Source organism: Crossiella sp. CA-258035 (assembly GCF_030064675.1).
Taxonomy (GTDB): domain Bacteria; phylum Actinomycetota; class Actinomycetes; order Mycobacteriales; family Pseudonocardiaceae; genus Crossiella.
In genome coordinates, this window is sequence record NZ_CP116413.1 from 8,625,540 (window position 1) to 8,649,703 (window position 24,164).

Annotated in this window: 29 protein-coding genes; 5 read left to right on the top strand and 24 right to left on the bottom strand. The window is 71.0% G+C overall.

The window, feature by feature from the left end; all coding sequences use genetic code 11:
* Window positions 1-137: 137 nt before the first annotated feature.
* Both N8J89_RS39025 and N8J89_RS39030 read left to right on the top strand, forming a co-directional pair.
* Window positions 138-1,226, top strand: a complete 1,089-nt coding sequence (locus tag N8J89_RS39025; RefSeq protein WP_283661885.1) for a DUF8814 domain-containing protein — start codon at window positions 138-140, stop codon at window positions 1,224-1,226.
* Window positions 1,227-1,294: 68 nt separating this feature from the next.
* A complete protein-coding gene (locus tag N8J89_RS39030) occupies window positions 1,295-2,167 on the top strand; it encodes a 1,4-dihydroxy-2-naphthoate polyprenyltransferase (protein WP_283661886.1) in 873 nt (290 codons plus the stop codon).
* Window positions 2,168-2,170: 3 nt separating this feature from the next.
* On the opposite strand, the gene N8J89_RS39035 is transcribed toward N8J89_RS39030, so the two are convergent.
* The 6 genes from N8J89_RS39035 to N8J89_RS39060 form a co-directional block, all read right to left on the bottom strand.
* The gene (locus tag N8J89_RS39035) at window positions 2,171-2,635 is read right to left on the bottom strand and encodes a hypothetical protein (protein ID WP_283661887.1); all 465 of its coding nucleotides are present in this window, start codon (window positions 2,633-2,635) and stop codon (window positions 2,171-2,173) included.
* Window positions 2,632-3,507: a WXG100 family type VII secretion target gene (locus N8J89_RS39040; protein ID WP_283661888.1), complete on the bottom strand. Its 876-nt coding sequence runs from the start codon at window positions 3,505-3,507 to the stop codon at window positions 2,632-2,634. Before N8J89_RS39040 ends, N8J89_RS39035 begins: the two co-directional genes overlap by 4 nt.
* Window positions 3,507-3,830: a hypothetical protein gene (locus N8J89_RS39045; RefSeq protein ID WP_283661889.1), complete on the bottom strand. Its 324-nt coding sequence runs from the start codon at window positions 3,828-3,830 to the stop codon at window positions 3,507-3,509. The genes N8J89_RS39040 and N8J89_RS39045 overlap by 1 nt, the downstream gene beginning before the upstream one ends.
* A 69-nt stretch (window positions 3,831-3,899) precedes the next feature.
* Window positions 3,900-4,997 (bottom strand): L-cysteine desulfhydrase Cds1, encoded by a 1,098-nt coding sequence (cds1, locus tag N8J89_RS39050; protein WP_283661890.1) that lies wholly within the window; start codon window positions 4,995-4,997, stop codon window positions 3,900-3,902.
* A 32-nt stretch (window positions 4,998-5,029) separates the two neighbouring features.
* Window positions 5,030-5,323: a DUF4229 domain-containing protein gene (locus N8J89_RS39055; protein ID WP_283661891.1), complete on the bottom strand. Its 294-nt coding sequence runs from the start codon at window positions 5,321-5,323 to the stop codon at window positions 5,030-5,032.
* Window positions 5,324-5,333: 10 nt separating this feature from the next.
* Window positions 5,334-5,825, bottom strand: a complete 492-nt coding sequence (locus N8J89_RS39060) for an Lrp/AsnC family transcriptional regulator (RefSeq protein WP_283661892.1) — start codon at window positions 5,823-5,825, stop codon at window positions 5,334-5,336.
* 184 nt (window positions 5,826-6,009) lie between these two features.
* Here N8J89_RS39060 and N8J89_RS39065 point away from each other — a divergent pair, with 184 nt between their 5' ends.
* The gene (locus N8J89_RS39065; RefSeq protein WP_252483534.1) at window positions 6,010-6,225 is read left to right on the top strand and encodes a BldC family transcriptional regulator; all 216 of its coding nucleotides are present in this window, start codon (window positions 6,010-6,012) and stop codon (window positions 6,223-6,225) included.
* 69 nt (window positions 6,226-6,294) lie between these two features.
* On the opposite strand, the gene N8J89_RS39070 is transcribed toward N8J89_RS39065, so the two are convergent.
* A complete protein-coding gene (locus N8J89_RS39070; protein ID WP_283661893.1) occupies window positions 6,295-7,266 on the bottom strand; it encodes a LysR family transcriptional regulator in 972 nt (323 codons plus the stop codon).
* 283 nt (window positions 7,267-7,549) lie between these two features.
* Here N8J89_RS39070 and N8J89_RS39075 point away from each other — a divergent pair, with 283 nt between their 5' ends.
* Window positions 7,550-7,744 carry a hypothetical protein gene (locus N8J89_RS39075; protein WP_252483546.1) on the top strand — a complete coding sequence of 65 codons (195 nt, stop codon included), beginning with the start codon at window positions 7,550-7,552 and terminating at the stop codon, window positions 7,742-7,744.
* A 45-nt stretch (window positions 7,745-7,789) separates the two neighbouring features.
* Here the strand turns inward: N8J89_RS39075 and N8J89_RS39080 are convergent, their stop codons facing one another.
* The 4 genes from N8J89_RS39080 to N8J89_RS39095 form a co-directional block, all read right to left on the bottom strand.
* On the bottom strand, window positions 7,790-9,235 hold the full coding sequence (locus N8J89_RS39080) for a MinD/ParA family ATP-binding protein (RefSeq protein WP_283661894.1): 1,446 nt from the start codon (window positions 9,233-9,235) through the stop codon (window positions 7,790-7,792).
* Between the two features lie 98 nt (window positions 9,236-9,333).
* Entirely contained in the window at window positions 9,334-10,293 is a 960-nt protein-coding gene (gene ccsB / locus N8J89_RS39085) for a c-type cytochrome biogenesis protein CcsB (RefSeq protein WP_283661895.1), read from the bottom strand.
* A complete protein-coding gene (resB, locus tag N8J89_RS39090) occupies window positions 10,293-11,783 on the bottom strand; it encodes a cytochrome c biogenesis protein ResB (protein ID WP_283666358.1) in 1,491 nt (496 codons plus the stop codon). Before resB ends, ccsB begins: the two co-directional genes overlap by 1 nt.
* 74 nt (window positions 11,784-11,857) lie before the next feature.
* The gene (locus N8J89_RS39095) at window positions 11,858-12,637 is read right to left on the bottom strand and encodes a cytochrome c biogenesis CcdA family protein (protein WP_283661896.1); all 780 of its coding nucleotides are present in this window, start codon (window positions 12,635-12,637) and stop codon (window positions 11,858-11,860) included.
* Window positions 12,638-12,797: 160 nt separating this feature from the next.
* Between N8J89_RS39095 and N8J89_RS39100 the strand changes: the two genes are divergently transcribed.
* On the top strand, window positions 12,798-13,817 hold the full coding sequence (locus N8J89_RS39100; RefSeq protein ID WP_283661897.1) for a M64 family metallopeptidase: 1,020 nt from the start codon (window positions 12,798-12,800) through the stop codon (window positions 13,815-13,817).
* On the opposite strand, the gene N8J89_RS39105 is transcribed toward N8J89_RS39100, so the two are convergent.
* The 13 genes from N8J89_RS39105 to hemB form a co-directional block, all read right to left on the bottom strand.
* Entirely contained in the window at window positions 13,814-14,392 is a 579-nt protein-coding gene (locus N8J89_RS39105) for a TlpA disulfide reductase family protein (RefSeq protein WP_283661898.1), read from the bottom strand. The two genes, N8J89_RS39100 and N8J89_RS39105, sit on opposite strands and share 4 nt — an antisense overlap.
* The gene (locus tag N8J89_RS39110; RefSeq protein ID WP_252483375.1) at window positions 14,389-15,018 is read right to left on the bottom strand and encodes a histidine phosphatase family protein; all 630 of its coding nucleotides are present in this window, start codon (window positions 15,016-15,018) and stop codon (window positions 14,389-14,391) included. Before N8J89_RS39110 ends, N8J89_RS39105 begins: the two co-directional genes overlap by 4 nt.
* Window positions 15,015-16,352 (bottom strand): glutamate-1-semialdehyde 2,1-aminomutase, encoded by a 1,338-nt coding sequence (gene hemL / locus N8J89_RS39115; RefSeq protein WP_283661899.1) that lies wholly within the window; start codon window positions 16,350-16,352, stop codon window positions 15,015-15,017. Before hemL ends, N8J89_RS39110 begins: the two co-directional genes overlap by 4 nt.
* A gap of 148 nt (window positions 16,353-16,500) precedes the next feature.
* Entirely contained in the window at window positions 16,501-16,779 is a 279-nt protein-coding gene (locus N8J89_RS39120; RefSeq protein ID WP_283661900.1) for a hypothetical protein, read from the bottom strand.
* 394 nt (window positions 16,780-17,173) lie between these two features.
* Window positions 17,174-18,373: an ABC transporter permease gene (locus N8J89_RS39125; protein ID WP_283661901.1), complete on the bottom strand. Its 1,200-nt coding sequence runs from the start codon at window positions 18,371-18,373 to the stop codon at window positions 17,174-17,176.
* Window positions 18,370-19,041 (bottom strand): ABC transporter ATP-binding protein, encoded by a 672-nt coding sequence (locus tag N8J89_RS39130; RefSeq protein ID WP_283666359.1) that lies wholly within the window; start codon window positions 19,039-19,041, stop codon window positions 18,370-18,372. The genes N8J89_RS39125 and N8J89_RS39130 overlap by 4 nt, the downstream gene beginning before the upstream one ends.
* A gap of 62 nt (window positions 19,042-19,103) precedes the next feature.
* Window positions 19,104-20,312 carry an efflux RND transporter periplasmic adaptor subunit gene (locus N8J89_RS39135; protein ID WP_283661902.1) on the bottom strand — a complete coding sequence of 403 codons (1,209 nt, stop codon included), beginning with the start codon at window positions 20,310-20,312 and terminating at the stop codon, window positions 19,104-19,106.
* Window positions 20,313-20,408: 96 nt separating this feature from the next.
* On the bottom strand, window positions 20,409-20,735 hold the full coding sequence (locus tag N8J89_RS39140; protein WP_283661903.1) for a hypothetical protein: 327 nt from the start codon (window positions 20,733-20,735) through the stop codon (window positions 20,409-20,411).
* Window positions 20,736-20,748: 13 nt separating this feature from the next.
* On the bottom strand, window positions 20,749-21,207 hold the full coding sequence (mce1N, locus tag N8J89_RS39145; protein ID WP_283661904.1) for a transport-regulating membrane protein Mce1N: 459 nt from the start codon (window positions 21,205-21,207) through the stop codon (window positions 20,749-20,751).
* A complete protein-coding gene (locus tag N8J89_RS39150) occupies window positions 21,204-21,629 on the bottom strand; it encodes a hypothetical protein (RefSeq protein ID WP_252483382.1) in 426 nt (141 codons plus the stop codon). The genes mce1N and N8J89_RS39150 overlap by 4 nt, the downstream gene beginning before the upstream one ends.
* Window positions 21,629-22,360: a hypothetical protein gene (locus N8J89_RS39155; protein WP_283661905.1), complete on the bottom strand. Its 732-nt coding sequence runs from the start codon at window positions 22,358-22,360 to the stop codon at window positions 21,629-21,631. The genes N8J89_RS39150 and N8J89_RS39155 overlap by 1 nt, the downstream gene beginning before the upstream one ends.
* A 39-nt stretch (window positions 22,361-22,399) precedes the next feature.
* Window positions 22,400-22,906: a hypothetical protein gene (locus N8J89_RS39160; RefSeq protein WP_283661906.1), complete on the bottom strand. Its 507-nt coding sequence runs from the start codon at window positions 22,904-22,906 to the stop codon at window positions 22,400-22,402.
* Complete coding sequence (gene hemB / locus N8J89_RS39165) at window positions 22,903-23,880, bottom strand: porphobilinogen synthase (RefSeq protein ID WP_283661907.1); 978 nt, start codon at window positions 23,878-23,880, stop codon at window positions 22,903-22,905. The genes N8J89_RS39160 and hemB overlap by 4 nt, the downstream gene beginning before the upstream one ends.
* Between the last annotated feature and the right edge of the window lie 284 nt (window positions 23,881-24,164).

The following is a 24,164-nucleotide window of genomic DNA, read 5'->3' on the forward strand; positions in this document are numbered from 1 at the left end:
GATTACTGGGCCTCGCAATGCCAACGATTGCCCTGCTCGCCCTGCTAACCGCACCAGCTGTCGCGACGCCAACCGGTCCCCCTGAGACACGGTCGGCCCTGACCGAGCAGGCCTCCGCCTGGACCCCTGACCTCACCGTGATCGACGAGGACGACAGCAACGTCAGCACCACCGGCGGCGCGGTCACCCTCGGCACCACCGCGGCCGAGCACGCCAGCGCCCGCACCGGCCTGGCCACCGGCTTCCTCCAGCTCACCCCGCACCAGCTCGACCAGCCGGTCAACCGCGTCGCGGCCGCCGTCCGCAGCGAGGTCCCGGCGGGCGCGGAACTGGCCATCGACGTCCGCGGCAGGCTCGGCGAGGACGAGTGGACCGAGTGGGCGGAAGCCAGGCCCGGCGAGCCCGCCGAGATCTCCGCGCCATCAAAGGTGATCCAGATCCGGGTGGCGCTCACCGCGCCCAAGGGCCAGACCCCCAAGCTCACCGCGCTCACCCTCACCGCAGAGCTCGCGCCCAGCGCTCCGTCGGCACAGGGCGTGCAGGGCCTGAGCTACCGGGTGTTCGCCACCAGGGAGGGCCTGGTCGGCGGCACCACCGCGAACGGTCACGTGATCGTGGCCAGGGACCACTTCGTCGCGCTGCCGTCCCGGCGCGGCCTGGCCAGCAAGGGCACCGGCACCTACAGCGTGAAGGTGTGCGCGGCCAACGGTCGCTGCGAATGGGCCCCGGTCTGGGACGTCGGTCCGTGGAACATCAAGGACGACTACTGGAACCCCTCGGCCACCAGGGAGATGTGGAAGAACCTGCCGCAGGGCAAGCCGCAGGCCCAGGCCGCCTACCAGGACGGCTACAACGGCGGCAAGGACGGTTTCGGTCGCACGGTGGCCAACCCGGCCGGGATCGACCTGGCCGACGGCACCTTCTGGGACGGCCTGAAGCTGACCGACAACTCCTGGGTGACCGTGGAGTACCTGTGGACCGGCGGCGGCACCTTCGGCACCGTGCGCACCGCGGGCGACACGCTCAACGTGCGCACCGGGGCCAGCTCGGCCAACGCCCAGGTCGGCCTGGCCGCGAACTTCGCCAGGGTCAAGGTGGAGTGCCAGGTGACCGGGGAGAACGTGACCGGCACCCAGGGCACCAGCAACGTCTGGTTCCGGATCAGCGCCGGGAAGTTCGTCTCGAAGGCATACATCGCCGGGGTGGGCACGGTCGGCCGCTGCTGACCGTGGCGCGTGCCCGCCCGCGCGGGGGCGGGCACGCGTTCCCACCAGCCGTGTTGCAGGATGACGGCATGCCGACAGTCGCCCAGTGGGTTGAAGGTGCTCGTCTGCGGACCCTGCCGAACGCGGTGGCCCCGGTGGTGGTCGGCTCGGGCGCGGCCGCCGCGGTGGAGGGCTTCAACGCCCTGCAGGCCGTGCTGTGCCTGGTGGTCGCGCTCAGCCTGGTCATCGGGGTGAACTTCGCCAACGACTACTCCGACGGCATCCGCGGCACCGACGACAACCGGGTCGGCCCGCTCCGCCTGGTCGGCTCCGGCACCGCCCCGCCGAAGACGGTGCTGCGCGCCGCCCTCGTCTGCTTCACGCTGTCCGCGGTGGCCGGCGCGGTGATCGCGCTGACCTCCGGCCACTGGTGGTTCATCCCGCTGGGCGCGGTGTGCATCGCGGCCGCCTGGTTCTACACCGGCGGCAAGAAGCCGTACGGCTACGCGGCCCTCGGCGAGATCGCGGTCTTCCTCTTCTTCGGCCCGGTCGCGGTGCTCGGCACGCTCTACATCCAGTCCAGCGAGCTCACCGGCGCGGGCATCGGCGGCGCGGTCGGCGCCGGCCTGTTCTCCGCCTCGGTGCTGGTGTCGAACAACCTGCGCGACATCCCCTCGGACCGGGAGACCGGCAAGCGCACCCTGGCCGTGCTGCTCGGCGACCGGGACACCCGAGGGCTGTACACCGCGCTGGTGGTGGTGCCGTTCCTGCTGACCACGCTGATCGGCTTCCGGGAACCGTGGGCGCTGCTCGGGTTCCTGGCCGCGCCGCTGGTGTTCTTCTCGCTGCGGCGGGTGCTGCGCGGGGACGCCGGACTCAAGCTGATCCCGGTGCTCAAGGACACCGCACTGGCGATGCTGGTGTGGTCCCTCGGCACCGGGATCGGGCTCGCGATCAGCTAGTCGTCACCAGGAGTCGTGCCGCAGCACGATGTTCTCGCCGCCGTCGTCGTCATCGTCGTTGCGGCGCTGCTGGGACTGGCGGTGCGCCTCGACCACCTCGTCCAGCGTGTGGCCCTCCTGGAACAGCTGGTAGGTCGTGCCCATCCGGCTCAGGTTCGGCTCCAGCGCCGCGCGCACGTCCGGGTCCGCGTACGCCCTGCCCTCCAGCACGTCCCGCCAGCTGAGCTCCCCGGCCTCGACTTTCCGTTGCAGCGCACGGAGTTCCGCGGGCGCGTCGGGCTTGGCGGCCTCGCGCTCGATGGCGCGGACGTCCTCCTCCGAGGCCACGGGCTCTTCGGCGGGGCGCAGGCTGTCCTGGAGCTCCTGGGCCGAGCGCAGCACCTCCTCCATGGCGTCCATGGAGGCGTCCAGCTCGGCCTCGGCGCGCCGGACCTCCGGGGTGCGCCAGTCCTGTTCGGGAGTGGTCATCGCGGGCTCGCTCCAGCCGGTTTGCGCAGGTGGTCGTTGAGGGCCTTGGCGTCCTTGCCGGTTTCCCGGCCGGCCGCCTGGGCTTCCTTGGCCGAGTCACCGATGCCCTTGGCGTCGTCGCGGATGCTGGTGGCCCCGTCCTTGATGTCGGTGGCGGACTGCTTGAGCTCCTTGCCCACCTCGATCGCGTCGCCCACGCTGCGCACGTCCTTGATCTTGGACAGCTGGGACGGCACCTGGGAGACGGTGTCGTGCAGCTGCTTGGCGGTCTCGATGATCCGCTTCACCGCCTCCACGATCTCGATGATCTTGCGGTAGATCTGGTAGGCGTCCCAGACCAGCTCGGCGGCCTTGATCCAGCCGTAGGCGGGGACCCAGGCCTTCTTGATCGCGTCGATGAGCTTGTTGACCAGGAACTTGATCAGGTCCAGTGCCTTCTGGCACAGCTTCTTCGCGCCCTCGGCGACCTTGTCGAAGCCCTTGGCGATCAGCTTGGCGACCTGGGCCTCGGCCAGCAGCCCGGCCTTCCACACCGCCTTGACGAAGACCTCGTGCGCCACCGCGGCCGCGCCCTCCCAGGTCTCCCGGACCTGGTCGACGTTGGCATTGAGGTTGGCGGACATGGCGTTCATCGCCTCGGCGCCACTGCGCCAGGCGTCACCGTTGTTCTGGATGCGCGTGTAGTCACCGGTGATCGGCATGATCACCTTCTGCACGATGCTCTCGCCGGTGACCTTGGTGAAGGCCCAGTCCACGGCCTGCACCTGCCAGCCCTGCTCCTTGATCAGCTCCTCGATCTTGGCCCCGGAGCTGTCCTCGGGCGCCTTGAGCAGGCCGCCGAGATCGGTCTTGTCCGCGTACCCGGTAGCCATCAGGCGCGCACCTGCCCGACCTGGTCGTTGAGCCGGGCGAAGGTCAGCGCGACCTTCTGGTCGGTCTTCTCGTAGTCGGCGGCGATCTGGGCCATCCGCTCGGCCGAGCCGTGCATCCGGTCCTGCCCGAAGTCCAGCGCCAGGTCGTAGGCGCCGCGCACCAGGTCCACCCCCGGCTGCAGGATGGTGAGCAGGCCGGTGAAGCCGCTCTTGTCGCAGCCGTGCTCGTGCAGGTACTTCTTGACCTGGTCGAACTGACCGGCCACGGTGCCGAGGTAGGCCGCGTAGGCCTTCAGCTCCTCGGTGTTGTGCCGCTGGACCATGTGGTGGACCCCCGATGCGCGCCGTCACTGACCGCGGTTGGACGGCGCGAGGCTATCGGGGGTTCCCGATCACTGTGCGCCGGGCCACTGCCCTGACCGGTGGAACTCGGTCACGGTCGCGGTCGGTCCGGTCAGGTCCAGCTGCTGCCCGCCCACCCACTCGTCGTCGTAGTAGGTGTTGGCGTAGCGCTCGCCGCCATCACACAGCAGGGTGACCACGCTGCCCTGCCGCCCCTGCGCGCGCATCTCCGCGACCAGCTGGAACGCGCCCCACAGGTTGGTGCCGGTGGACCCGCCGACCCGGCGGCCGAGCACCGCCTCGGCGTGCCGGATCACCGCGACCGAGGCCGCGTCCGGCACCTTGATCATCCGGTCGATCACCTGGCCGACGAAGGAAGGCTCCACCCTGGGCCGCCCGATGCCCTCGATCCGCGAGCCCCTGGTGCCGGTCAGCTCGGGGTCGGCGTCCCGCCAGGCGTCGTAGAACACCGAGAACTCCGGGTCCACCACGGCCAGCTTGGTGCGCAGCTGCCGGTACCGCACGTACCGGCCGATGGTCGCCCCGGTGCCGCCGGTGCCCGCGCCGACCACCACCCACTCCGGCTCGGGGTGCCGCTCCAGCCGCATCTGCTCGAAGATCGACTCGGCGATGTTGTTGTTGCCGCGCCAGTCGGTGGCCCGCTCGGCGTGGGTGAACTGGTCCATGAAGTGCCCGCCGAGCTCGGCGGCCAGCCGCCGGGACTCGTCGTAGATCGCCCCTGGCGAGTCCACGAAGTGGCAGCGCCCGCCCTCCCGCTCGATCAGCGCGATCTTCTCCGGCGAGGTCGAGCGGGGCATGACCGCGATGAACGGCAGGCCGAGCAGCCGGGCGAAGTAGGCCTCGGAGACCGCGGTGGAGCCGGAGGAGGCCTCGATCACCGGGGTGCCGCCGACGATCCAGCCGTTGCAGATGGCGTAGAGGAACAGCGAGCGGGCCAGCCGGTGCTTCAGCGAGCCGGTCGGGTGGGTGGACTCGTCCTTGAGGTAGAGGTCGATGCCCCACTCCGTCGGCAACGGGTAGGACAGCAGATGGGTGTCCGCGCTGCGGTTGGCATCCGCCTCGATGATCCGGACAGCCTCGTTGACCCAGCTCCGGGTCTTGTCACAACAACGATCGAGCACGGCCATGGGCCGCACTCTAACTGTGGGGCTGGTGTGGCTCAGCTCTCGCCGCGCAGCTGCGCGCGCAGCCGGGCGCGCTCGGTCCGGCGCTGCTCGCCGCGCTCGGCCAGGCCGCGGGCCACCCGCTGGCGCAGGCCGCTGAACAGCACGAAGGACAGCGGCAGCGCGACCACGAAGCCGACCGCCAGTGCGACCAGCAGCGGGACGCCCACCGTGGCCAGGATGGCGGCGAAGAGCACGACCATGCCGAGCCGGCCCGCGGTGTACAGCGCCAGGTCGCGGTTGAGGTTGTTGTCCGGCGTGCCGGTGTTCGAGGTGTCGGTGGCCTCCACGGGTGTGAGGCTACGCGCCGCCGCCGGGGGTGTCGCCGGGAGCCGGGTCGGCGATGGAGCCCGGGGTGTTCGGCCTGCCCTCGAACCGGGTGCTGAGCACCACCGTGGTGCGGGTGCGGGCCACCCCGTCGATGCGGCGCAGCCGGACCAGTGAGCGCTCCAGGTCGTCCACGGTGGCCACCCTGATCTTGACCACGAACGCCTCGTCGCCCGCCACCGCGTAGCAGGACTCGACCTCTTGCAGCGCGGCCAGGCTGGCCGCGATCTTGTCCTCGTCGCCGGTGTCCGAGGGGTGGATGCCGACCAGCGCGGTCACCCCGAGGCCGACCGCCATCGGGTCCACCATGGCGTGGTAGCCGGTGATCACGCCGGAGTTCTCCAGCTTGCCCACCCGCTCGTGCACCGCGGAGGCCGACAGCCCCACCTGCCGGCCCAGGTCGGCGTAGGTCGCCCGCCCGTTGGCCCGAAGCGCCGCGATGATCTGCCGATCCACGAGATCCATGGCAGCAGACCCTAGAGCGTGCCCAGATGCTCCCATGATGGGCCGTTCGAGTGACCGATTCGTCCCTTACCTGCCCATTACCTACGGACAAACGTTCGAGTACCTGACGGGTGAAATGCCACCATTTCACCGAGTACGGACCCGAGGACCTCGGGCCCGTGGTGAGGAGGGAAAAGTGACCACCATGCGTCCAGCGCCCCGTCCCGCGGGAGCGGAGCGGCTGCTCACGCCAGGTGAGGTCGCCGGCCTGTTCCGGGTCGACCCGAAGACGGTGACCCGGTGGGCCACCGCGGGCCGCATCGGGTCGATCCGCACGCCAGGCGGGCACCGGCGGTTCCGGGAGTCCGAGGTCAACGCGCTGCTGGCCGAACTCACCACCCCTGGTCCCGCGCTCGCCTGACCAGGAAAGAGTGACCGAGATCACCTCGGCGAGAACGGCCGGAAACGGCCCGTTCTCGCCGTTCGGCTTTTACCTCTCTTTACCTTTCGGGTGCACCTCGGGGTGGGCAGCCCACCAGGCGGCATAGCTCGGGTTCGAGGTCACCAGGCCCAGGTAGGCATCGGCGGCGGCCTCCAGCGCCAGCTCCTCGCCCACCGGCCCGGACTCGTTCCAGGCCACGTCCAGCCGCCGCACCAGCGGGTCCCCGCGCAGCGGCCGGATCACCAGGCCGAGCCCCTCCCGCGCGGTGGCCTGCGCCAGGCTCACCGCCAGGCCGCTGGAGACCGCGCCGCGGGCCGCGCTGGTCTCGGTGGCGTGGTGCCTGATCAGCGGCTCGAACCCGGCCTCCTGGCAGCGGCGGCGCAGGTGCGCGGTCTCGCCGGAGTCCATCAGCGGGTCCACGATCCAGGGTTCCTCGGCCAGCTCGGCCAGGTCGATCACCGCCTTCGCGGCCAGCGGGTGGGTCTCGGCGACCGCCACGAACACCGGTTCCACCGGCACCAGCGGGGCCCGCCGCACCCCGGCCACCGAGGGCAGTTCGTGCCCGCGGAACTCCTCCACCACCGCCACGTCCATCCGCCGCCCGCCGAGCAGGCCGAGCATGGCGAAGGAGGACTGCTCGGCCAGGCTGTGCACCTCGATCTCGCCCGGGTAAAGGCGTTGCAAAGACAGCGCGAGCCGGGAGGCGATCGGACCGGGCACGCTGCCCACCTGGATCTTGGTCGCGCCGCCCGCGCCACCGGCCTGCCCGGCCCAGGACCGCAGCTCGTCCAGCTCGGCGAGCACGGTACGCGCCTTGGCCAGCACGAACCGGCCGACCGAGGTGGGCTGCACGCCCTCGGCCGAGCGGTCGAACAGCGGCGCGCCCATGCTCGTCTCGATCCGCCGTAGCTGGGCGGACAGGCTGGGCTGGGACAGTCCGAGGGTGCTGGCGGCCTTCGAGACGCTGCCCGCGTCGGCGACCGCGAGCAGCACCCGGAGGTGGCGTACCTCCAGTTCCATAACCCGCATGCTATGGCCAGCCGGGATGTGTGCAAGGTCATTCCGGCTGCCAGAGTTGAAACCACAGCGGCAGGCATAACGACAAGAGCAGCCCGGGAACCAAGGTGGCCTGGAACCCGAGGCGCCCCTGCCGCAGGACCCCGGCGGGGCCGGTTGGATCACGTAGAGCGATCCGCCGGCTCCACCGGGGTCTTCTTCTTGTTGTTACGCCGCTCTTTCGGCGCCGACCCGCTCCGGTCAGCTTCGGTTAACCTCGGGTGTGGGTCTGTGAGAGGAGGCAGCGTTGCTGTACCTGTACCTGCTCGCGGTCATCGGGGCGGTCACCGTTGGCGCGCTGATGTGGCGGGCGTTCGGTCCGGAACGGCCGAAGAGCTACCGCGCGGCCGGTGGCCCGGTGGCCCCGGACGACGACCCGGACTTCCTGCGCCGCCTGGACGAGAACCGTCGCAGGCAGAACCGCAAGGACTCCGACGAGTGAGCTGAGACCCGCCGGGACGGCCACTGGCCGCCCCGGCTGGCAAAACTAACGAGCCCGGGAGCGGGCGACCGCGTGCGGGAAGTCGTCGGCCACGGTGGCCGCGAGGTCCAGCATGGCCAGCCGGGTGTTCGGCGCCAGGCGCTCCAGCTCGATCTCCGCGCCCTCTTCCAGGTGCGGGTCGAACGGGATCCGGCAGACCGCGCGGCAGCGGGCCGCGAAGTGCTCGCTGAGCCGGTCCAGGTCCACCTTGCCGGAGCCCGGCCGGACCGAGTTGATCACTGCCACGGACCGGGCGACCAGGTCGCGGTAGCCGTGCGCGTCCAGCCAGTCCAGGGTGGCCGAGGCGCTGCGCGCGCCGTCCACCGAGCCGGAGGAGACGATCACCAGCGAGTCGGCGAGCTCCAGCACGCCCTTCATCGCCGAGTGCATCAGGCCGGTGCCGCAGTCGGTGAGCACGATGTTGTAGAAGACCTCCAGCAGCGCCACCGTGCGGCGGTAGTCGTCCTCGCTGAATGCCTCGGACACGGCCGGGTCCTGCTCGCTGGCCAGCACTTCCAGGCGGCTGGGCCCCTGGGAGGTGTAGGCGCGCACGTCGCTGTACCGGCGGATCCGCTGCGCGTCCCGCAGCAGGTGCCGGACGGTGGCGGTGGTCTCCAGCGGGATCTTCTGCGCCAGCGTGCCGCGGTCGGGGTTGGCGTCCACCGCGACCACCCGGTCCCCGCGCAGCGAGGAGAAGGTGGAGCCGAGGCTGGCCGTGGTGGTGGTCTTGCCGACCCCGCCCTTGAGGCTCAGCATGGCGATCTTGTAGCAGCCGTGCACCGGCTGGTTGACCCTGGCGATCAGGTCCCGCCGCTGCACGTCGGCCGGGCTCTCGCCCAGGTTGAGCAGGTGGCCGGAGGCCTTGTAGACCGCGCGCCGCCAGCCGGTGGACGGCGGCCGCTTGGTCTGCCGGAGCAGCTGCTGGGAGGACAGGTCCGGCGGGCCGGACTGCGGCTGGCGCGGCTGGGCGTGCGCCTGCTGCGGGTAGCCGGGCGGCGGGGCCTGCTGCTGGAACTGCGGCTGGTAGTGCTGCTGCGGCTGCGAGCCGGAGGCGGTCTGCTCGACGTAGTAGGCGCCGGAGCTGTTCGGGTCCACCTGGTGCGGGCCGGAGGGGCCGCCGCTGACCGGGTGCGGACCGGACGGGCCACCGCTGACCGGGTAGGGACCGGAGGGACCGCCGCTGACCGAGTATGGGCCGGAAGGTCCGCCGCTGACCGAGTAGGCGCCGGACTGGCCGCCGCCGACCTGGTTGGGTCCGGAGGGACCGCCGCCGACCTGGTACGGGCCGGAGGTCGACGGGTCCACCCGATAGGGGCCGGACTGGCCGCCACCCACCTGGTGCGCGCCCGAGGTGTTCGGGTCGACGTAGAGCGGTTCAGGTTGCTGCTGCTGCTTTTCCGGCGGCACCCAGTGCACGTTCTGGGTCTCGGGCTCCTCGTACCGTCCGGTCACCGTTGGAGTCCTCCATCACCGGCGTAGCGTCAAGTCAACGCCTGCGACGGTAGCCGCCAGTGCGGGGAGCGTGCGAGTCGGGGTCGCGGTGTGTCGGATCAAACTCCGGCGTAGGAGTGCAGTCCGGCGACCACCATGTTGATGAAGAACAGGTTGAACACCACGCTGGCCCAGCCGAAGATGTTGATCCAGGCGGCGGGCTTGCCGCGCCAGCCGGCGGTGGCCCTGGCGTGCAGGTAGGCGGCGTAGATCACCCAGGAGACGAAGGCGACGATCTCCTTCGGGTCCCAGCCCCAGTACCGGCCCCAGGCGGACTCGGCCCAGATCGCGCCGGCGATGATGCCGAAGGTGAACAGCGGGAAGCAGAACACGGTCACCCGGTAGGCGATCCGGTCCAGGGTGTCGGTGTCCGGCAGCTTGCTGGCGAAGCTGGCCAGCCGGGCCGGGTTGTCCTCGTTGGCCCTGCGCACCAGGTACAGCATGCTGGCCACGCCCGGCAGCAGGAACAGCCCGCTGGCCACCACGATCACCGAGACGTGGATGACGATCCAGTACGAGCGCAGCGCGGGCACCAGCGGCGCGGCCTTGGCGTAGAGCACGGACCAGGCCAGGAACAGCAGGATCACCATGGGCAGCAGCACGAACATGCCCAGCCTGCGCACGTTGTGCTTGCGCAGCAGCACCAGCCAGGCCACCACCGCGACCAGCACCACCGCGGAGACGTACTCGTACATGTTGCCCAGCGGCCACCGGCTGGTGGCCAGCCCGCGCAGCAGCAGCGAGCCGAAGTGGAACAGCGCGCCCAGCCCGGTCAGCAGCACCGCGATCCGGCCCGCGCGCTCGGGCACGGTGGCCCTCGGCGGCTCGGCGATCCGGCCCGGCTGCACCGGCTCCGGCGCCGGCGCCCCCGCGCCGACCAGCGCGGAAGCCTTGGCCTGCTCGGGCTTGCGGCCGAAGGCGTACTCCGCGGCGTAGGCGGCCATGGCCAGCACGTAGACGGCCAGCCCGCTGGTGTAGGACCAGTCGCTGTAGGTGGACAGGGTCTCGTTGACCGCCATCACTTGTCCCTTCTCGCGAAAAGCTGGTTGGCCACGCGGGTGAACTCCTCGCCATAACCGGCTTGATCAGTGCGAGCCAAGCCGCCGACCTCGACCAAGGTACGGCCGTCCTCGGCTGGCGAGATCCGCACCCACAGCCGCCGCCGCTTCACGATCAGCGACAGCGCGATGCCGATCATCACCGCCAGCCCGGCCAGCAGCACGGCCACCTGCGCCGGGTCGCTGGAGACCTGCAGCGAGACCCAGGGCACCACGCCGTCGAAGCGGACCTTGGTGCCGTCGTCCAGGCTGACCTCCTCGCCGAGCGCGAGGTTCTTGCGCAGCACCTTGGTCAGCCGCCCCGACTCGACCATCGACTTGTCGACCTCGAAGATCGACTGACCGCGGCCGGAGTCCAGGCCCAGGTCGCCGCGGTAGATGTCCACCGCGACCGCGGGGTCGTCGGCCGCGGGGAAGACCGAGGTGAGCACCGAGCCGTGGTAGCCCGCGGTCGGCGCGAACAGCCCGGTGATGGCCAGCTGCTTGCGGCGGCGCTCGTCCGGGTCGGTGACCCCCGGCGGGTCGAACTTGGTCGCGCCCTCCGACAGCAGGGTGGCCTGGTCCATCGGCTTCCACTGGATCAGGCCGGTGCGCTGCTCCCCGCCGGGGAAGGTGACCACGAAGCGGGGCGCGTAGCCGGTGCCGAGCAGGTAGACCCGGTCGCCGGAGAGGCGCAGCGGGTGGTTGACCTCCACGTCGGCGGCGCGCCAGCCGGCGCCGTCCAGCTCGTGCGCGTCCTGGTAGGAGACCTTGGCCCGGTAGAGGTCGGGCTGCAGGTTGTCGAAGTAGCGGCTTTCGAAGCCGTCCACCCGCACGCAGAACGGGTTCAGCTCGGTGCCGTCCACGGTCAGGCCCGGCCGGAAGGAGTCGTAGGCGTAGATGCCCGCGTTGCAGAACTGGGAGCCGTTGGCCAGCACGATGACCTGGCCCTCGTAGCCGAACAGCTTGCCAGCCGCCATCCCCAGCAGCAGCGCGACCAGCGCGAAGTGGAAGACCAGGTTGCCCGCCTCGCGGGTGAAGCCGCGCTCGGCGCTGACCGTGGCCACGCCGCCGTCCTCGGTGCGCTCGACCTTGCGCCAGCCGCGCAGCGTGCTCTTGGTGCTGGCCAGCACCTCCGCCACCGAACCGTCCACGGTGCCGTGGACGTGGTGCGGCATCCTGGCCAGCTTGCGCGGCACCAGCACCGGCTGCTGGCGCAGCTGCCTGGCGAACTCCACGGTGCGCGGCAGCAGGCAGCCGATCAGCGAGACGAACAGCAGCACGTAGATCGCGGCGAACCAGGGCGCGCCGTAGACGGCGAAGAAGCCGAGGTCGTCCAGGATCGGGCCGAGGGTGGGGTACTGCTTGAGGTAGTCGGCGACCTTGGCCGCGTTCAGCGCGTACTGCGGCAGCAGCGCGCCGGGCATCGCGGCCAGCGCGAGCAGGAACAGCAGGATCAGCGCGGTGCGCATGCTGGTCAGCCCGCGCCAGGTGTTGCGCAGGAAGGCGAGGGCGGCGCGCGGGGCGCTCTGCCGGACCGGCGCGCTCACAGCGGCAGCCTGAAGTCGGCGACCAGGCTGATCTGGATCCAGGACACCAGCTGCCCCCACAGCCCGGTGACCAGCAGCACGCCCACCAGCACCAGCATGCCGCCGCCGAAGAGCTGCACGCCGCGGGTGTGCCGCCGCAACCAGCCGGTGGCCCGCACCGCCCAGCGCGCGCCCAGCGCGAGCACCAGGAACGGCAGGCCGAGACCGAGGCAGTAGGCCAGGATCAGCACGATCCCGCGCAGGCTGCCGCCACCGGTGCCCGCGGCCACGGTGACCACGCCGGTGAGCATCGGGCCCATGCACGGCACCCAGCCCAGCCCGAACAGCGCGCCCAGCACCGGCGCGCCGGCCAGGCCCAGCCTGGGCACGTGGTGCGAGCGGACATCGCGCTGGAGCAGCGGCACCAGGCCCATGAAGACCAGGCCCATGAAGATGGTGACGACGCCGCCGATGCGTTGCAGCAGCGGGCCGTTCTCGATCAGCGCGTCGGCCACCCCGAGCACGCCGAGCATGCCGATGGCGAAGACCACGGTGAACCCGGCCACGAACAGCAGCGCCGCCCCGGCCACCCGCCAGCGGCCCTTGCGCGCCTGCGCCGCCTCGTCGCTGGTGATCGGCGGCTGCTCCGCCCCGACCAGTCCGGCCAGGTAGGAGAGGTAGCCGGGGACCAGCGGCACCACGCACGGGGAGGCGAAGGACAGCGTCCCGGCGAGCACGGCCACCAGGGCCGCGAGGATGAGCGGCCCCGAGATGGCGAGCTGGGTGGCGGGGTCCACGAGTAGCCAGAGTACGTAACTCGACCGGAGACATGCTCGTCAGGGTCGACCAACGTCACAGCGATCAGCTTTTCGGGGTTGCGTCGTGGGCTCGGCCACACTGTCCAGTTGGGACGAACGGAGGCTGGTCCGCGAGCCCCGTGGCACCTAGCGTCTAGCCGTGCTTCGCCCCTTCGCCGCACTCGCCGGCGCGCTTTCCTGCACCGCACTCGTGCTCTCGCTGTCCCAGCCGGTGGCCGACGCCGCCCCGCAGCAGTTCGAGCTGCGCGAGGTCTTCGCGCCGGACGGCACCATCAGCAAGGTCAAGGTGCCGGTGCTGCCGGACCTGCCCAAGGCCGCCGACGAGATCCTGGCCCAGATCGGCATCGTGCACGAGACCGGGCCGTCCACCGAGCGCTTCGACCTGGTCTTCGTCGGCGACGGCTACACCGCGGCCGACCTGCCCGCCTACGAGCGGCACGTGCGGGAGAAGTGGGCCGAGCTGGCCCAGGTGGAGCCGTTCAAGTCGCTCACCGGCCACCTCAACGTGTGGCGGGTGGACGTGGTGTCCACCGACTCCGGCGTCGACCACGACCCGGCGCGGGGCGTGCTCAGGGACACCGCGCTGGACATGGGCTTCTGGTGCCAGGGCAGCAGCGGCACCGAGCGGCTGCTGTGCGTGAACGAGACCGCGGCCAGGCAGTACGCCGCGCTGGCCCCGCAGGCCGACCAGGTGATCGCGCTGGGCAACACGGCCAAGTACGGCGGCGCGGGCGGCCCGGTGGCCACCGCGGCCGGTGGCAACGCCCAGGCCGGGCAGATCGCCATCCACGAGCTGGGCCACTCCATGGGCGGGCTGGCCGACGAGTACTTCTCCCCCGGCGACCCCTACACTGGTCCGGAGCTGGCCGAGCCGAACGCCTCCGTGCTGACCGAGGCGCAGATGCGCGAGCAGCGGGTCAAGTGGCACTCGCTGATCGGCCAGCCGACCCCGGACGGCGGCGTGATCGGCGTCTTCGAGGGCGGCCGGTACCAGGAGCGCGGCATCTTCCGGCCCAGCCAGGACTCGATCATGCGCACGCTCGGCCGGGAGTTCAACCTGATCGGCCGCAAGGCGATGACCGACGCGATCCTGGCGAAGTCGCAGCCGCCGGCGGACCCGGTGGCCCTGCTCCGGCAGCTGCGACTGCTGCCCAGCTAGCTCTTTTCCGCGGCCAGTTCCTGAACCACCGGCAACAGCTCGCTGTCGGTGAGCTTGCTCAGGAACACCGCGGCCACCCGGTGCTGCCGGTCCAGCAGGATGGTGGAGGGCACCGCGTTGCGCGGGTAACCGCGCAGGCCCAGCAACGACCGGCCGGGCGGGTCGTAGATGGACGGGTAGGTCTGCTTGTGGTCGCGCACGAAGTCGGCCGCGGCGCTGCGGATCTCGTCCCGCAGGTCGATGCCGAGGAACTGCACGCCGGAGTCCTTGGTCTGCTCGAAGACCCGCTCCAGGTCGTCCACCTCGTCCCGGCAGGGCGGGCACCAGCTGCCCCACAGGTTGAGCACCACGACCTTGCCCGGGTAGTCCGAGGTCTTGATCGTCTTGCCCTCTTCGAGCAGGTTGTCCCCGCTGAGCACCGGCGACTTCTGCCGCTTGGCCGGCTCGTACCGGATCCGGGTCTGGCCGCCGGGGGCGACGAACTCGAAGTCGCCGCCGGTGGCCACCGCGTCGGTGCCGGTGGCGCAGCCGGTCAGCACCAGCGCGGCCAGCAGCGCGGGCAGCAGTCGCCTCATGCCCCGGTCACCCTCGGGTCGGTGCGGCCGACCGGCTCGCGGTAAACGATCCGGACCAGCTCCTCGTCCTGGAAGACCAGGCTGGTCAGCGAGGCCAGCGAGCACTGGCGGCGGCGCGGGTCGTGCCACATCCGGCGGCCCTCCAGGAACCGGCGCACGGTCCAGATCGGCAACTGGTGGGACACGCAGACCGCCTCGTGCCCGGCCGCGGCCACCCTGGCCCGGTGCACCGCGCCCAGCATCCGGTGCGCGATGTGCAGGTAGGGCTCGCCCCAGGACGGGCGGAACGGGTTGTACAGCTTGGCCCAGTGCCGGGGCGAGCGCAGCGCGCCGTCGCCGACGGAGACCTTGAGGCCCTCGAACTTGTTCGCCGACTCGATCAGCCGGTCGTCCACCGCGACCTCCAGCTGGTGCGAGTCGGCCAGCGGCCGGGCGGTCTGCTGCGCGCGCTCCAGCGGCGAGGCCACCACGTGCGTGATGTCCCGCTCGTTGAGGTGCTCGGCGACCAGCTTCGCCTGCTGCTGACCCGCGCCGGAGAGCCGGAACCCGGGCAGGCGGCCGTAGAGGATGCCGTTGGGGTTGTAGACCTCGCCGTGCCGGAGCAGGTGGACCACGGTGCGCGTCACGAGTTCTCCTTGGCTGCCGCCGCGGCCGCCGCGGCGTGCGGCAGGGCCTCGGTGATCCGCTCGAAGGCCCGCTCGTCCAGCGCCGCGGAGACGAACCACGCCTCGAACGCGCTGGGCGGCGGGTACACGCCACGAGCCAGCAGCTCGTGGAAGAACGGGGCGAACCGCCAGGTCTGGGCCGCCTTGGCGCCCTCGTAGTCGCGCACCGGGTCCTCGGTGAAGAACACGCTGACCAGGTTGCCCGCGTACTGCACCCGGTGCGCCACGCCCTCGGCGGTGAGCGCGTCGGCCAGCAGCGAGCCCAGCTTGCGCGCGTTGGTGTCCAGCGCGGTGTAGACCTCGGCGGTGGCGTTGCGCAGCGTGGCCAGGCCCGCGGCCACCGCCACCGGGTTCCCGGACAGCGTGCCCGCCTGGTAGACCGGCCCGGCCGGGGCCAGCCGCGCCATCACGTCGGCCCGCCCGCCGAAGGCCGCCGCGGGCAGCCCGCCGGACATCACCTTGCCGAAGGTGTAGAGGTCGCCCGCGACCCCCTCCACGCCGTACCAACCGGCCGGGGAGACCCGGAACCCGGTCATCACCTCGTCCATCACCAGCAGCGCCCCGTTGGCCGAGCACAGCTCCTTGAGCCCGGCGTTGAAACCGGCCTCCGGCGCCACCGCGCCCATGTTGCCCGCGGCCGCCTCGGTGATCACGCAGGCGATGTCACCGCCGTGCTCGGCGAAGGCCGCGCGCACCGCGTCCAGGTCGTTGTAGGGCAGCACCAGGGTGTCCTCGGCCTGCGCGCCGGTCACGCCGGGCGTGGTGGGCAGTCCCAGCGTGGCCACACCTGACCCGGCCTGGGCGAGCAGCGCGTCCACGTGCCCGTGGTAGCAGCCGGCGAACTTGACCACCTTGCGGCGCCCGGTGAACCCGCGGGCCAGCCGGATCGCGCTCATGGTCGCCTCGGTGCCGGAGTTGACCAGCCGCACCTGCTCCACCGGGGCCACCCGGGAGATGATCTCCTCGGCCAGCTCGATCTCGCCCTCGGTCGGCGTGCCGAAGGACAGCCCGCTGCTCGCGGCCCGCTGCACCGCCTCGACCACCGCGGGATGCGCGTGCCCGAGGATCATCGGCCCCCAGGACGCGACCAGGTCCACGTATTCGTTGCCGTCGGCGTCGGTGAGGTACGCGCCCTGTCCCTTGACCATGAACCGCGGCGTGCCACCCACCGCCTGGAAGGCCCGGACCGGGGAGTTCACTCCACCCGGTGTGGCCTTGGCCGCCCGGTCGAACAGGGCACGGGAGGTGGCGACGGAGGCTTCGTCACTGCGGTTGCTCACTGGCGTCGACGTCACTGCTCCAGTGTCGCAACACCCGAGCTGGTGGTGTCGTGGGGGCTGGTGTGCCCGAGCGATAAACCGCTCGGGCACACCAGCCACCTGGGAGATCCACGAAACTGCTTCGCAATTACCGCGAAAATGGCGGAATGCGCTGAGCAGCTACTCAGTTCTCCGAAGCGCTCTCCATCTCGGCTTCGATGCACGCGCCGTCGTACTTCTTGTTCAGCGCGTCGACCGGCACCAGGCCGACCTCGGGGTCGTCCAGGCACACGGGCAGCTGGATGTTCGTGTTGTTCAGGACCTCGATGACGGCGTCATCGTTCTTGAAGAACTGGGACGCCGGGTGGCGGTCGCTCTTCGTGTCCTCGTCCGCCATGGCCGTGGCAGTGCCACCCAGCATCGCACCGGCAGCGGCCAGCAACGCAACAGTCTGCTTGATCACTTGAGACTAACCTCTCGGATTGTTGCTTGTCACCCGGCAAGAAGCCGGATGCGCAGAAGCTAGCGGATCTCAACTTGTCGATTGCCCCGCATCACCCATCCAACGAATGAACCGCCCGGGAAACTCGCAGGTCACGCCGCAGGCGCGGCGGATGCCAATTCACACTTTCCGGTTCCGTCATTCTTTTGGTACGCCGACACGCCCGGATCGCCAGGCAGCCGGGGCGGCGGAATAACCCGAAAGAAGAGGTTTCAGCCGCCCGCACCGCGTCGAGCTGCACTGATGGCGGCCGTCGTCACACCCGACTCGGGGCACGCCAAGTCACACTGCGTCACGGAAGGTGATGTTCGCCGAGGTGTCGCCAGGCCCGGCGCCGGGGCCTGGCGACCTCCGCTCACTCGTGCCGCAGCGCCTGGATCGGGTGCAGCTTGCTGGCCCGGTTCGCCGGCAGCGCGCCGAAGAACAGCCCGATCAGCGCCGAGACGCCGAAGGCCAGCAGCACCGAGGAGGGCACCACGGTCAGTTGCAGGCCACGGATGCTGAACTGCCCGGCGACCAGCCCGACCACCACGCCGAGGAAGCCGCCGAACATGCTCAGCATGGTGGCCTCGGCCAGGAACTGGCCCATGATCGCGCCCCTGGTGGCCCCGATGGCCTTGCGGATGCCGATCTCGCGGGTCCGCTCGGTCACCGTGACCAGCATGATGTTGGTGATGCCGACGCCGCCGATGAGCAGCGCGATGCCGCCGATGGCCAGGATCAGGTAGGTCAGCACGGTGTCGATCTGCCTGCTGCTGCGGGTCAGCTCCCTGGGGTCGCTGATCTCGAAGTCGGCGGGCTTGTCCGCGTCGATGCGGTGCTTGGCCCGCAGCACCTGGTCGATGGCGGCCCTGGCCTGGTCCATCTTCTCCACCGAGTGCGCCTGCACGGAGAACTGGCTCAGCGGCTGCTGCCCGGTCAGGGTGTTCTGCAGGGTGGACAGCGGCATGGCCAGCATCTCGTCGGTGGAGCGGCCGCGACCGCCCTCACCGGCCTCCTCCAGCACGCCGACCACCACGAACTGCATGCCGCTGATGATCACCTGCCGGTTCACCGGGTCCTGCCCGTTGAACAGCTCGCCGGCCAGCTTGCCGCCCATCACGATGACCTTGCGGGACTCGGTGACGTCGGCCTTGCTGAAGTAGGTGCCCCGCGCCAGCAGGGCGTTGTTCAGCTGGAAGAAGTCCGGGTGGGTGCCCAGCACCTGCGCGTTGTCCTTGGTGCGCACCCCGTCGTTGACCGAGCCCTGGCTCCACACCCCCGGCACCACCGCCTTGATCCGGTCGGCCAGCTCCGGCGCGGCCAGCGCCTCGGCGTCCTCCAGGGTCAGCGCGCGGCCAGGGCCGGACTCGGAGTACTTCTGGTAGACGCTCAGGGTGTGCGCGCCCAGGCTGTTGATGCTGTTCATGATCATGTTGGACGCGCCCTGGCCGACCGCGACGATCACGATCACCGAGGCCACCCCGATCAGGATGCCCAGCGTGGTCAGGATCGAGCGGAGCTTGTTGGCCAGCAGGCCGCGCACCGCGGAGAAGAGGATCTCGCCCATCCTCATCGGGCCACCCCCACCGCGTGCCGGTTCGGCTGCTTGCGCTCCTCGTGCACGACCTTGCCGTCCACCATGTGCAGGATCCGGTGCGCGTGCTCGGCCACGTCCCGCTCGTGCGTGATCATCACGACCGTGCGGCCGGTGGCGTTGAGGCGGTCCAGGATGGCCAGCACCTCCGCGGTGCTCTTGGAGTCCAGGTTGCCGGTGGGCTCGTCGGCCAGCAGCAGCGCCGGTTCGGTGACCAGCGCGCGGGCGATGGCCACCCGCTGCTGCTGCCCGCCGGAGAGCTCGGTGGGCAGGTGCCCGACCCGGTCGGCCAGGCCGACGGTGTCCAGCGCGGCCAGCGCCCTGCGGCGGCGTTCGGCCTTGCGCAGCCCCGCGTAGCTCATCGGAAGCTCCACATTGGACAGTGCGTTGAACCTGGGGATCAGGTTGAAGGACTGGAACACGAACCCGATCTTCTGGTTGCGCACCCTGGCCAGCTGCCTCGGCTTCTGCTCGGCCACGTCGACCCCGTCGAGGAAGTACTCGCCCTCGGTGGCCGGGTCCAGGCAGCCGACGATGTTGAGCAGGGTGGACTTGCCGGAACCGGAGGCGCCCATGATCGCCACGTAGTCGCCGGTGGGCACCACGAGGTCGACCCCGGCCAGCGCGTGCACGGTGGCCTCGCCCATGCCGTAGGTCTTGCGCACCCCGCGCAGCTCGATGACCGGGTGGTTCCCGGGCGCGGGCTGGCTCACCGGCCCACCCGGACCGGCGCGGACTTGCCGGGGAAGCCACCCTCCGGGAACCGGCCGGGGCCGCCGGAGTCCGACAGCAGCACCACGTCGCCCTCGCGCAGGCCGGAGGTGATCTCGATGATGTGGTCGCTGCGCACGCCCAGCTGCACCGGGGTCTGCTTGGGCTGGCCGTTCTCCAGCACCGTCACCGTGCTCTTGCCGTCCACCGTGCGCACCGCGCCGGAGGGCACCTGGAGCACCGCGTCCGCCTTGGCGGTGGTGACCACCACGTTGGCCGACTGGCCGGGCTTGAGCTCGGCCGAGGCCTCGTCCAGCTCCAGCAGCACGCCGTACTGGACCACGCCGGAGGAGCTGGCCGGCATCAGGTCCACCTGCACCACCTTGGCCGGGAACTTCTTGCCGCCCAAGGCGTTCACCGCGACCTGGGCGGTCTGACCGACCTTGACCTTGACGATGTCGATCTCGGAGAAGGTGGCCGCGATCTGGTAGCCGGACAGGTCGGTGACGGTGAGGAAACCGCTGCCGGCGGAGGAACCGCCGCTGGGCGGCTGCGGGACGTCCGGGATGCCGCTGGGGCCGCCCCGGCCACCGCCGCCGCCCGGCCCGCCCTGGCCGCCGGTCGAACCGCCCGCGCCGCCGGTGTTGCCCGCGGAGGTGCCGCCACCGCCGGAGCGCTGGCCGACCGCGCCGTTCATCGCGGTGACCGTGCCGGCGAAGGGCGCGTAGATGGTGGTGGAGCGCACGGCGTCCTGGGCCTGCTCGACCTGGAGCTCGGCCTGCTTGACCTGGGCGTTGGGCCCGGTGACCGGCTGCTTGGCCTCCTTGGCCGCGGTCACCGCGGCCTTGGCGGACTCCAACTGGGCCTTGGCCGCCTCCAGCTGCGCCTTGGCCTGCCGGTCGTCCACGGTGGCCAGCTTCTGGTTCTTGCTGACCTTGTCGCCGAGCTTGACGAAGACCTTGTTGACGATCGCGCTGGTGCCGAAGTCGACGTTGGCCGACCGGGAGGCGCGCAGGCTGGCCGCCGCCGACACGGTGTCGATGACCGAACCCTTGCTGACCGTGGCGGTGGGCGGACCGGTCGGACCGCGTTCGGCGGCCGAGGTCGGCGCCCACCAGCGGTACCCCAGGTATCCGCCACCGGCAACTACGACGAGAGCGACGACGCCGACAATGATCCACCTACGGCGTCGAGGACGTGGTGACATTTCGCCACCCTATCCACCCAGTGCATAGCTAGATCAGGGGAATACCCTGATTTCCGGCGACTGTGACAGGGCTATTACACAGCAGGCGGCATCCGCTCAGGCGCGACGACGGCCCCGGGCCCTGGCGGCCAGCATGACCTGCCGGATGGCGTCCACCACGGCCAGCAGCGCGCACAGCGCGAGCAGCGTGGCCAGGCCGAGCCAGGGCCCGGCGTACCTGGTCAGCTCATACGGCGGCCCGCCCGGCTTGGCGTTGGGCAGGGTCATCGGGACCAGCCCGCGCTGCCAGGCCCAGCACGCGCCGAGCACCAGCAGCACCGCGAGCACCAGTTCCGCCAGTGCGACCAGCGCCCGCCATGGCTGGTGCAGCCGGGGCTGCGCGGGCGCCGCGGGCAACGGGCTCTCGGTCTGCGGGGAACTCACGCCGGACAGCTTCTCACGACCGCGCGTCCAACCGCCGTCGCAGTGCGTCACGCAGGCCCTCGGCGTCCCGCGCCCAGGCGAGCACCACCGAGTCGTCGGTCAGCCGCACCGGCAGCTCGTCGCAGCCCTTGGGCACGCTCCAGCCGCCGCCGAGCACCCTGGCCCCCACCGGCGCGCCCACCGCCTCGCCGACCTCGGCGATCCGCTCCACCGGCAGCTGCTCGCGACCGCAGCGCAGGTGGTACGGGGTCAGCGCGACCGAGCACACCCGGCGCCGCGCCTGCACCCAGACCAGCGCGGCCACCCCGAACCCGCCGCCGATGAGCAGCCACGGCACCCAGTTCACCCGGCCGCCGGTGATCAGCTCGACCAGCAGCGCGACCGCGGCGAACCCCGGTCCCCACAGCACCGGCCACCAGCTGGAGCCGGGTTCGCCGTGCAGGACCGGGGCCGGTTCGTCGGGCTGGGTCACCGCGCGGTCTTCACCGCGATGAGCCAGTCGGTGCTGTTCCGCCACCAGGAGGTGAGCAGCGCCCCGGTGAGCAGGACCGCGATCAGCAGACCCTCCGCGGTCAGCCCCTGCCGCAGCATGAACACCAGCTGGAGCACCGCGGCGATGGTCAGCGCCAGCCGCGCCCAGCTGAAGCCGCGGCGCAGCAGCAGCCCGAAGCCCACGTAGATGATCCCGAAGAACACCATGGTGACGCTGTGGAAGGTCAGCAGGGTGGTGGCGACCTTCTCCGGGTCCGGCACCTTCTGCTGGGTCAGCGCGTCCCGCACGGTGCCGTACTGGGTCCAGTAGAAGATCGTGTTCAGCACGCCGAAGGTCGCGGTGGCCAGCCAGAGGCCAACCGCGATCCTGATCGAACCCGGGTGCGGCGAACCTGCCGCCATCAGGCCTGCTTGAAGTAGAAGTTGGCGTTGCGGTGGAACATCAGCACGATGCCCGCGATGGCCAGCAGCGGCGGCAGGAAGCCCAGGTACATCGCGATCGAGGACATCGCCGGGACCTGGATCGGACCGTCGGCGGGCATGCTGGCCAGGATGCCGACACCGGCCAGGCCCAGCAGCCCGCTGAGGATGCCCAGGCCACCGAGCACGGTGAGCACGACCCGCGCCCAGTTCCGGCCGTTGCGCATGAACACCGCGAACATCACGAACAGCCCGGCCATGATGATGCCGAACACCATGCCGACGATGAGCGCGGTGCCGCCCGCGGACTCCATGGTCTGCGCGAACCGCTCCTGCAGCTCCGGCGGCAGGTTGTTGACCTGCGAGCGCTGGAACTCCTGCAGTCCGGCCAGCTGCTCCTTGCTGCCGAGGTAGCCGAGCACGGAGCCGATCACGTAGATGACCGCGCCGGCCACCCAGACCCAGAAGGCCAGCTCGACCTGCTGCGGACGGGCGATCGCGCCACCGCCACCGGGCATGCCGGGGGGCAGGTGCTGGCCCTGCTGGCCGTACTGGCCGGGCTGTGCGTACTGCGGCTGCTGCCCGTACTGGGGCTGGCCGTAGCCGGGCTGCTGCTGCGGGTGCCCCTGCTGCGGGAAGCCCTGCGGGGTGGAGGGGTACCCCTGCTGGGGGTACTGCGGTTGACCCTGGTTGGGGTCGTACGGGTTGCTCACGCGCTCACGCTAGGGCCGACCACCGACGCTGTCCAACGGCTATGCCGGTGTGTTACCTGGTCGGGTCCTGCGCACGCCGGTGAAGTAGGCCCGGGAGGTCGGGTGGAACATCATCACCAGCGCCCCGACGTCCAGCGCGAAGATCACCACGGACAGCGTGACCTGGATGAACCCGAGCTGGGCCAGCGCCGCCGAGGCCCCGCCCAGCAGGCCGAGCACACCGATCAGCCCGAGGCCGACGCTCATCCCGCCGAGCACGGTCAGCACCACCCTTGGCGCCTCCGCGCCCTGCACCATCCGGGTGGCCAGCCACCAGAACAGCGCGATGAGGCCGAGCCGGAACAGCACCGCCATCACCACCGCGAGGCTCACCGCGCCGTCCACCTGGGCCATGGTCAGCTGCGGGGCGAACTGGCCGAGCATGTCGCTGATGCCGCGCCGGTCGAGCAGCCGCAGCACCACCGCGACCAGCCCGACCACACTGCTGGCCACCCACAGCTGCCGGGACCGCAGCAGCTGCGGCGGCGGGGTCAGCGCCTCGCTCATCCGCGGTCCAGCCACTGCGCGGCCTCGGTGGCCCAGTAGGTCAGCACGATGTCCGCGCCGGCCCGCCGGATCGAGGTGAGGGTCTCCAGCACGGTGCGCTCCCGGTCGATCCAGCCGTTGGCCGAGGCCGCCTCGACCATCGCGTACTCCCCGGAGATCTGGTACGCCGCGACCGGCACGTCACTGGCTTTGGCCACTTCGCTGAGCACGTCCAGGTAGGGCAGCGCGGGCTTGACCATGACCAGGTCCGCCCCCTCGGCCAGGTCCAGCGCCAGCTCGCGCAGCGACTCCCGCACGTTGGGCGGGTCCTGCTGGTAGGTCTTGCGGTCCCCGCGCAGCTGGGAGTCCACCGCCTCGCGGAAGGGCCCGTAGAGCGCGGAGGCGTACTTGACGGTGTAGGCCAGGATGCCGGTGTCAGTGAGCCCCGCGGCGTCCAGCGCCTCCCGGATGAACCCGACCTGCCCGTCCATCATGCCGCTGGGCCCCACCAGGTGCGCCCCGGCCTCGGCCTGCGCCACCGCCATCTCGCCGTAGAGGGTCAGGGTGGCGTCGTTGTCCACCGACCCGTCCGCGGCCAGCACCCCGCAGTGCCCGTGGTCGGTGAACTCGTCCAGGCAGCAGTCCGACATCAGCACGGTCGAGTCGCCGAGCTCACTGCGCAGCTCGCGCAACGCCACGTTGAGGATGCCGTCCGGATCAATCCCACCGGAACCGGTGGCATCCCGGGTCTCCGGCACCCCGAACAGCATGATCCCGCCAACCCCGGCCTGCACGGCTGCCACGGCGGCCTTGCGCAGCGAGTCCATCGAGTGCTGCACCACCCCGGGCATCGACCGGATCGCGATCGGCTCGGCAGCGCCTTCCTTGACGAACATGGGCAGCACCAGGTGCTGCGGACGCACCGTGGTCTCGGCGACCAGACGGCGCAACGCGGGGGTGGTGCGCAGTCTGCGGGGGCGGTGGGACGGGAACACTGCGGAACTCCCTGGGAACGTGGCCGAGGTACAGAACCACGCTACGCGCCCCCCACCACCGCTTCACGGGAAGGCAACCCAAACCACAAGCGAAACCACAGACGCGAACAACTTGTCGCGAAAAAGGCGTGGCGCGCGGCAACACCAACCACCGCGGCGTCGCGACCAAAGGTCACGCGCAGCAAGACCGCGCGCTGCCCCGTTGCGAAAGAGGCGTGGCGCGCCAGCGACACGCCGGGCTCTTAACCAGCGACGGGGTTGATTTTTCGCGTCGTGCGTTCGTG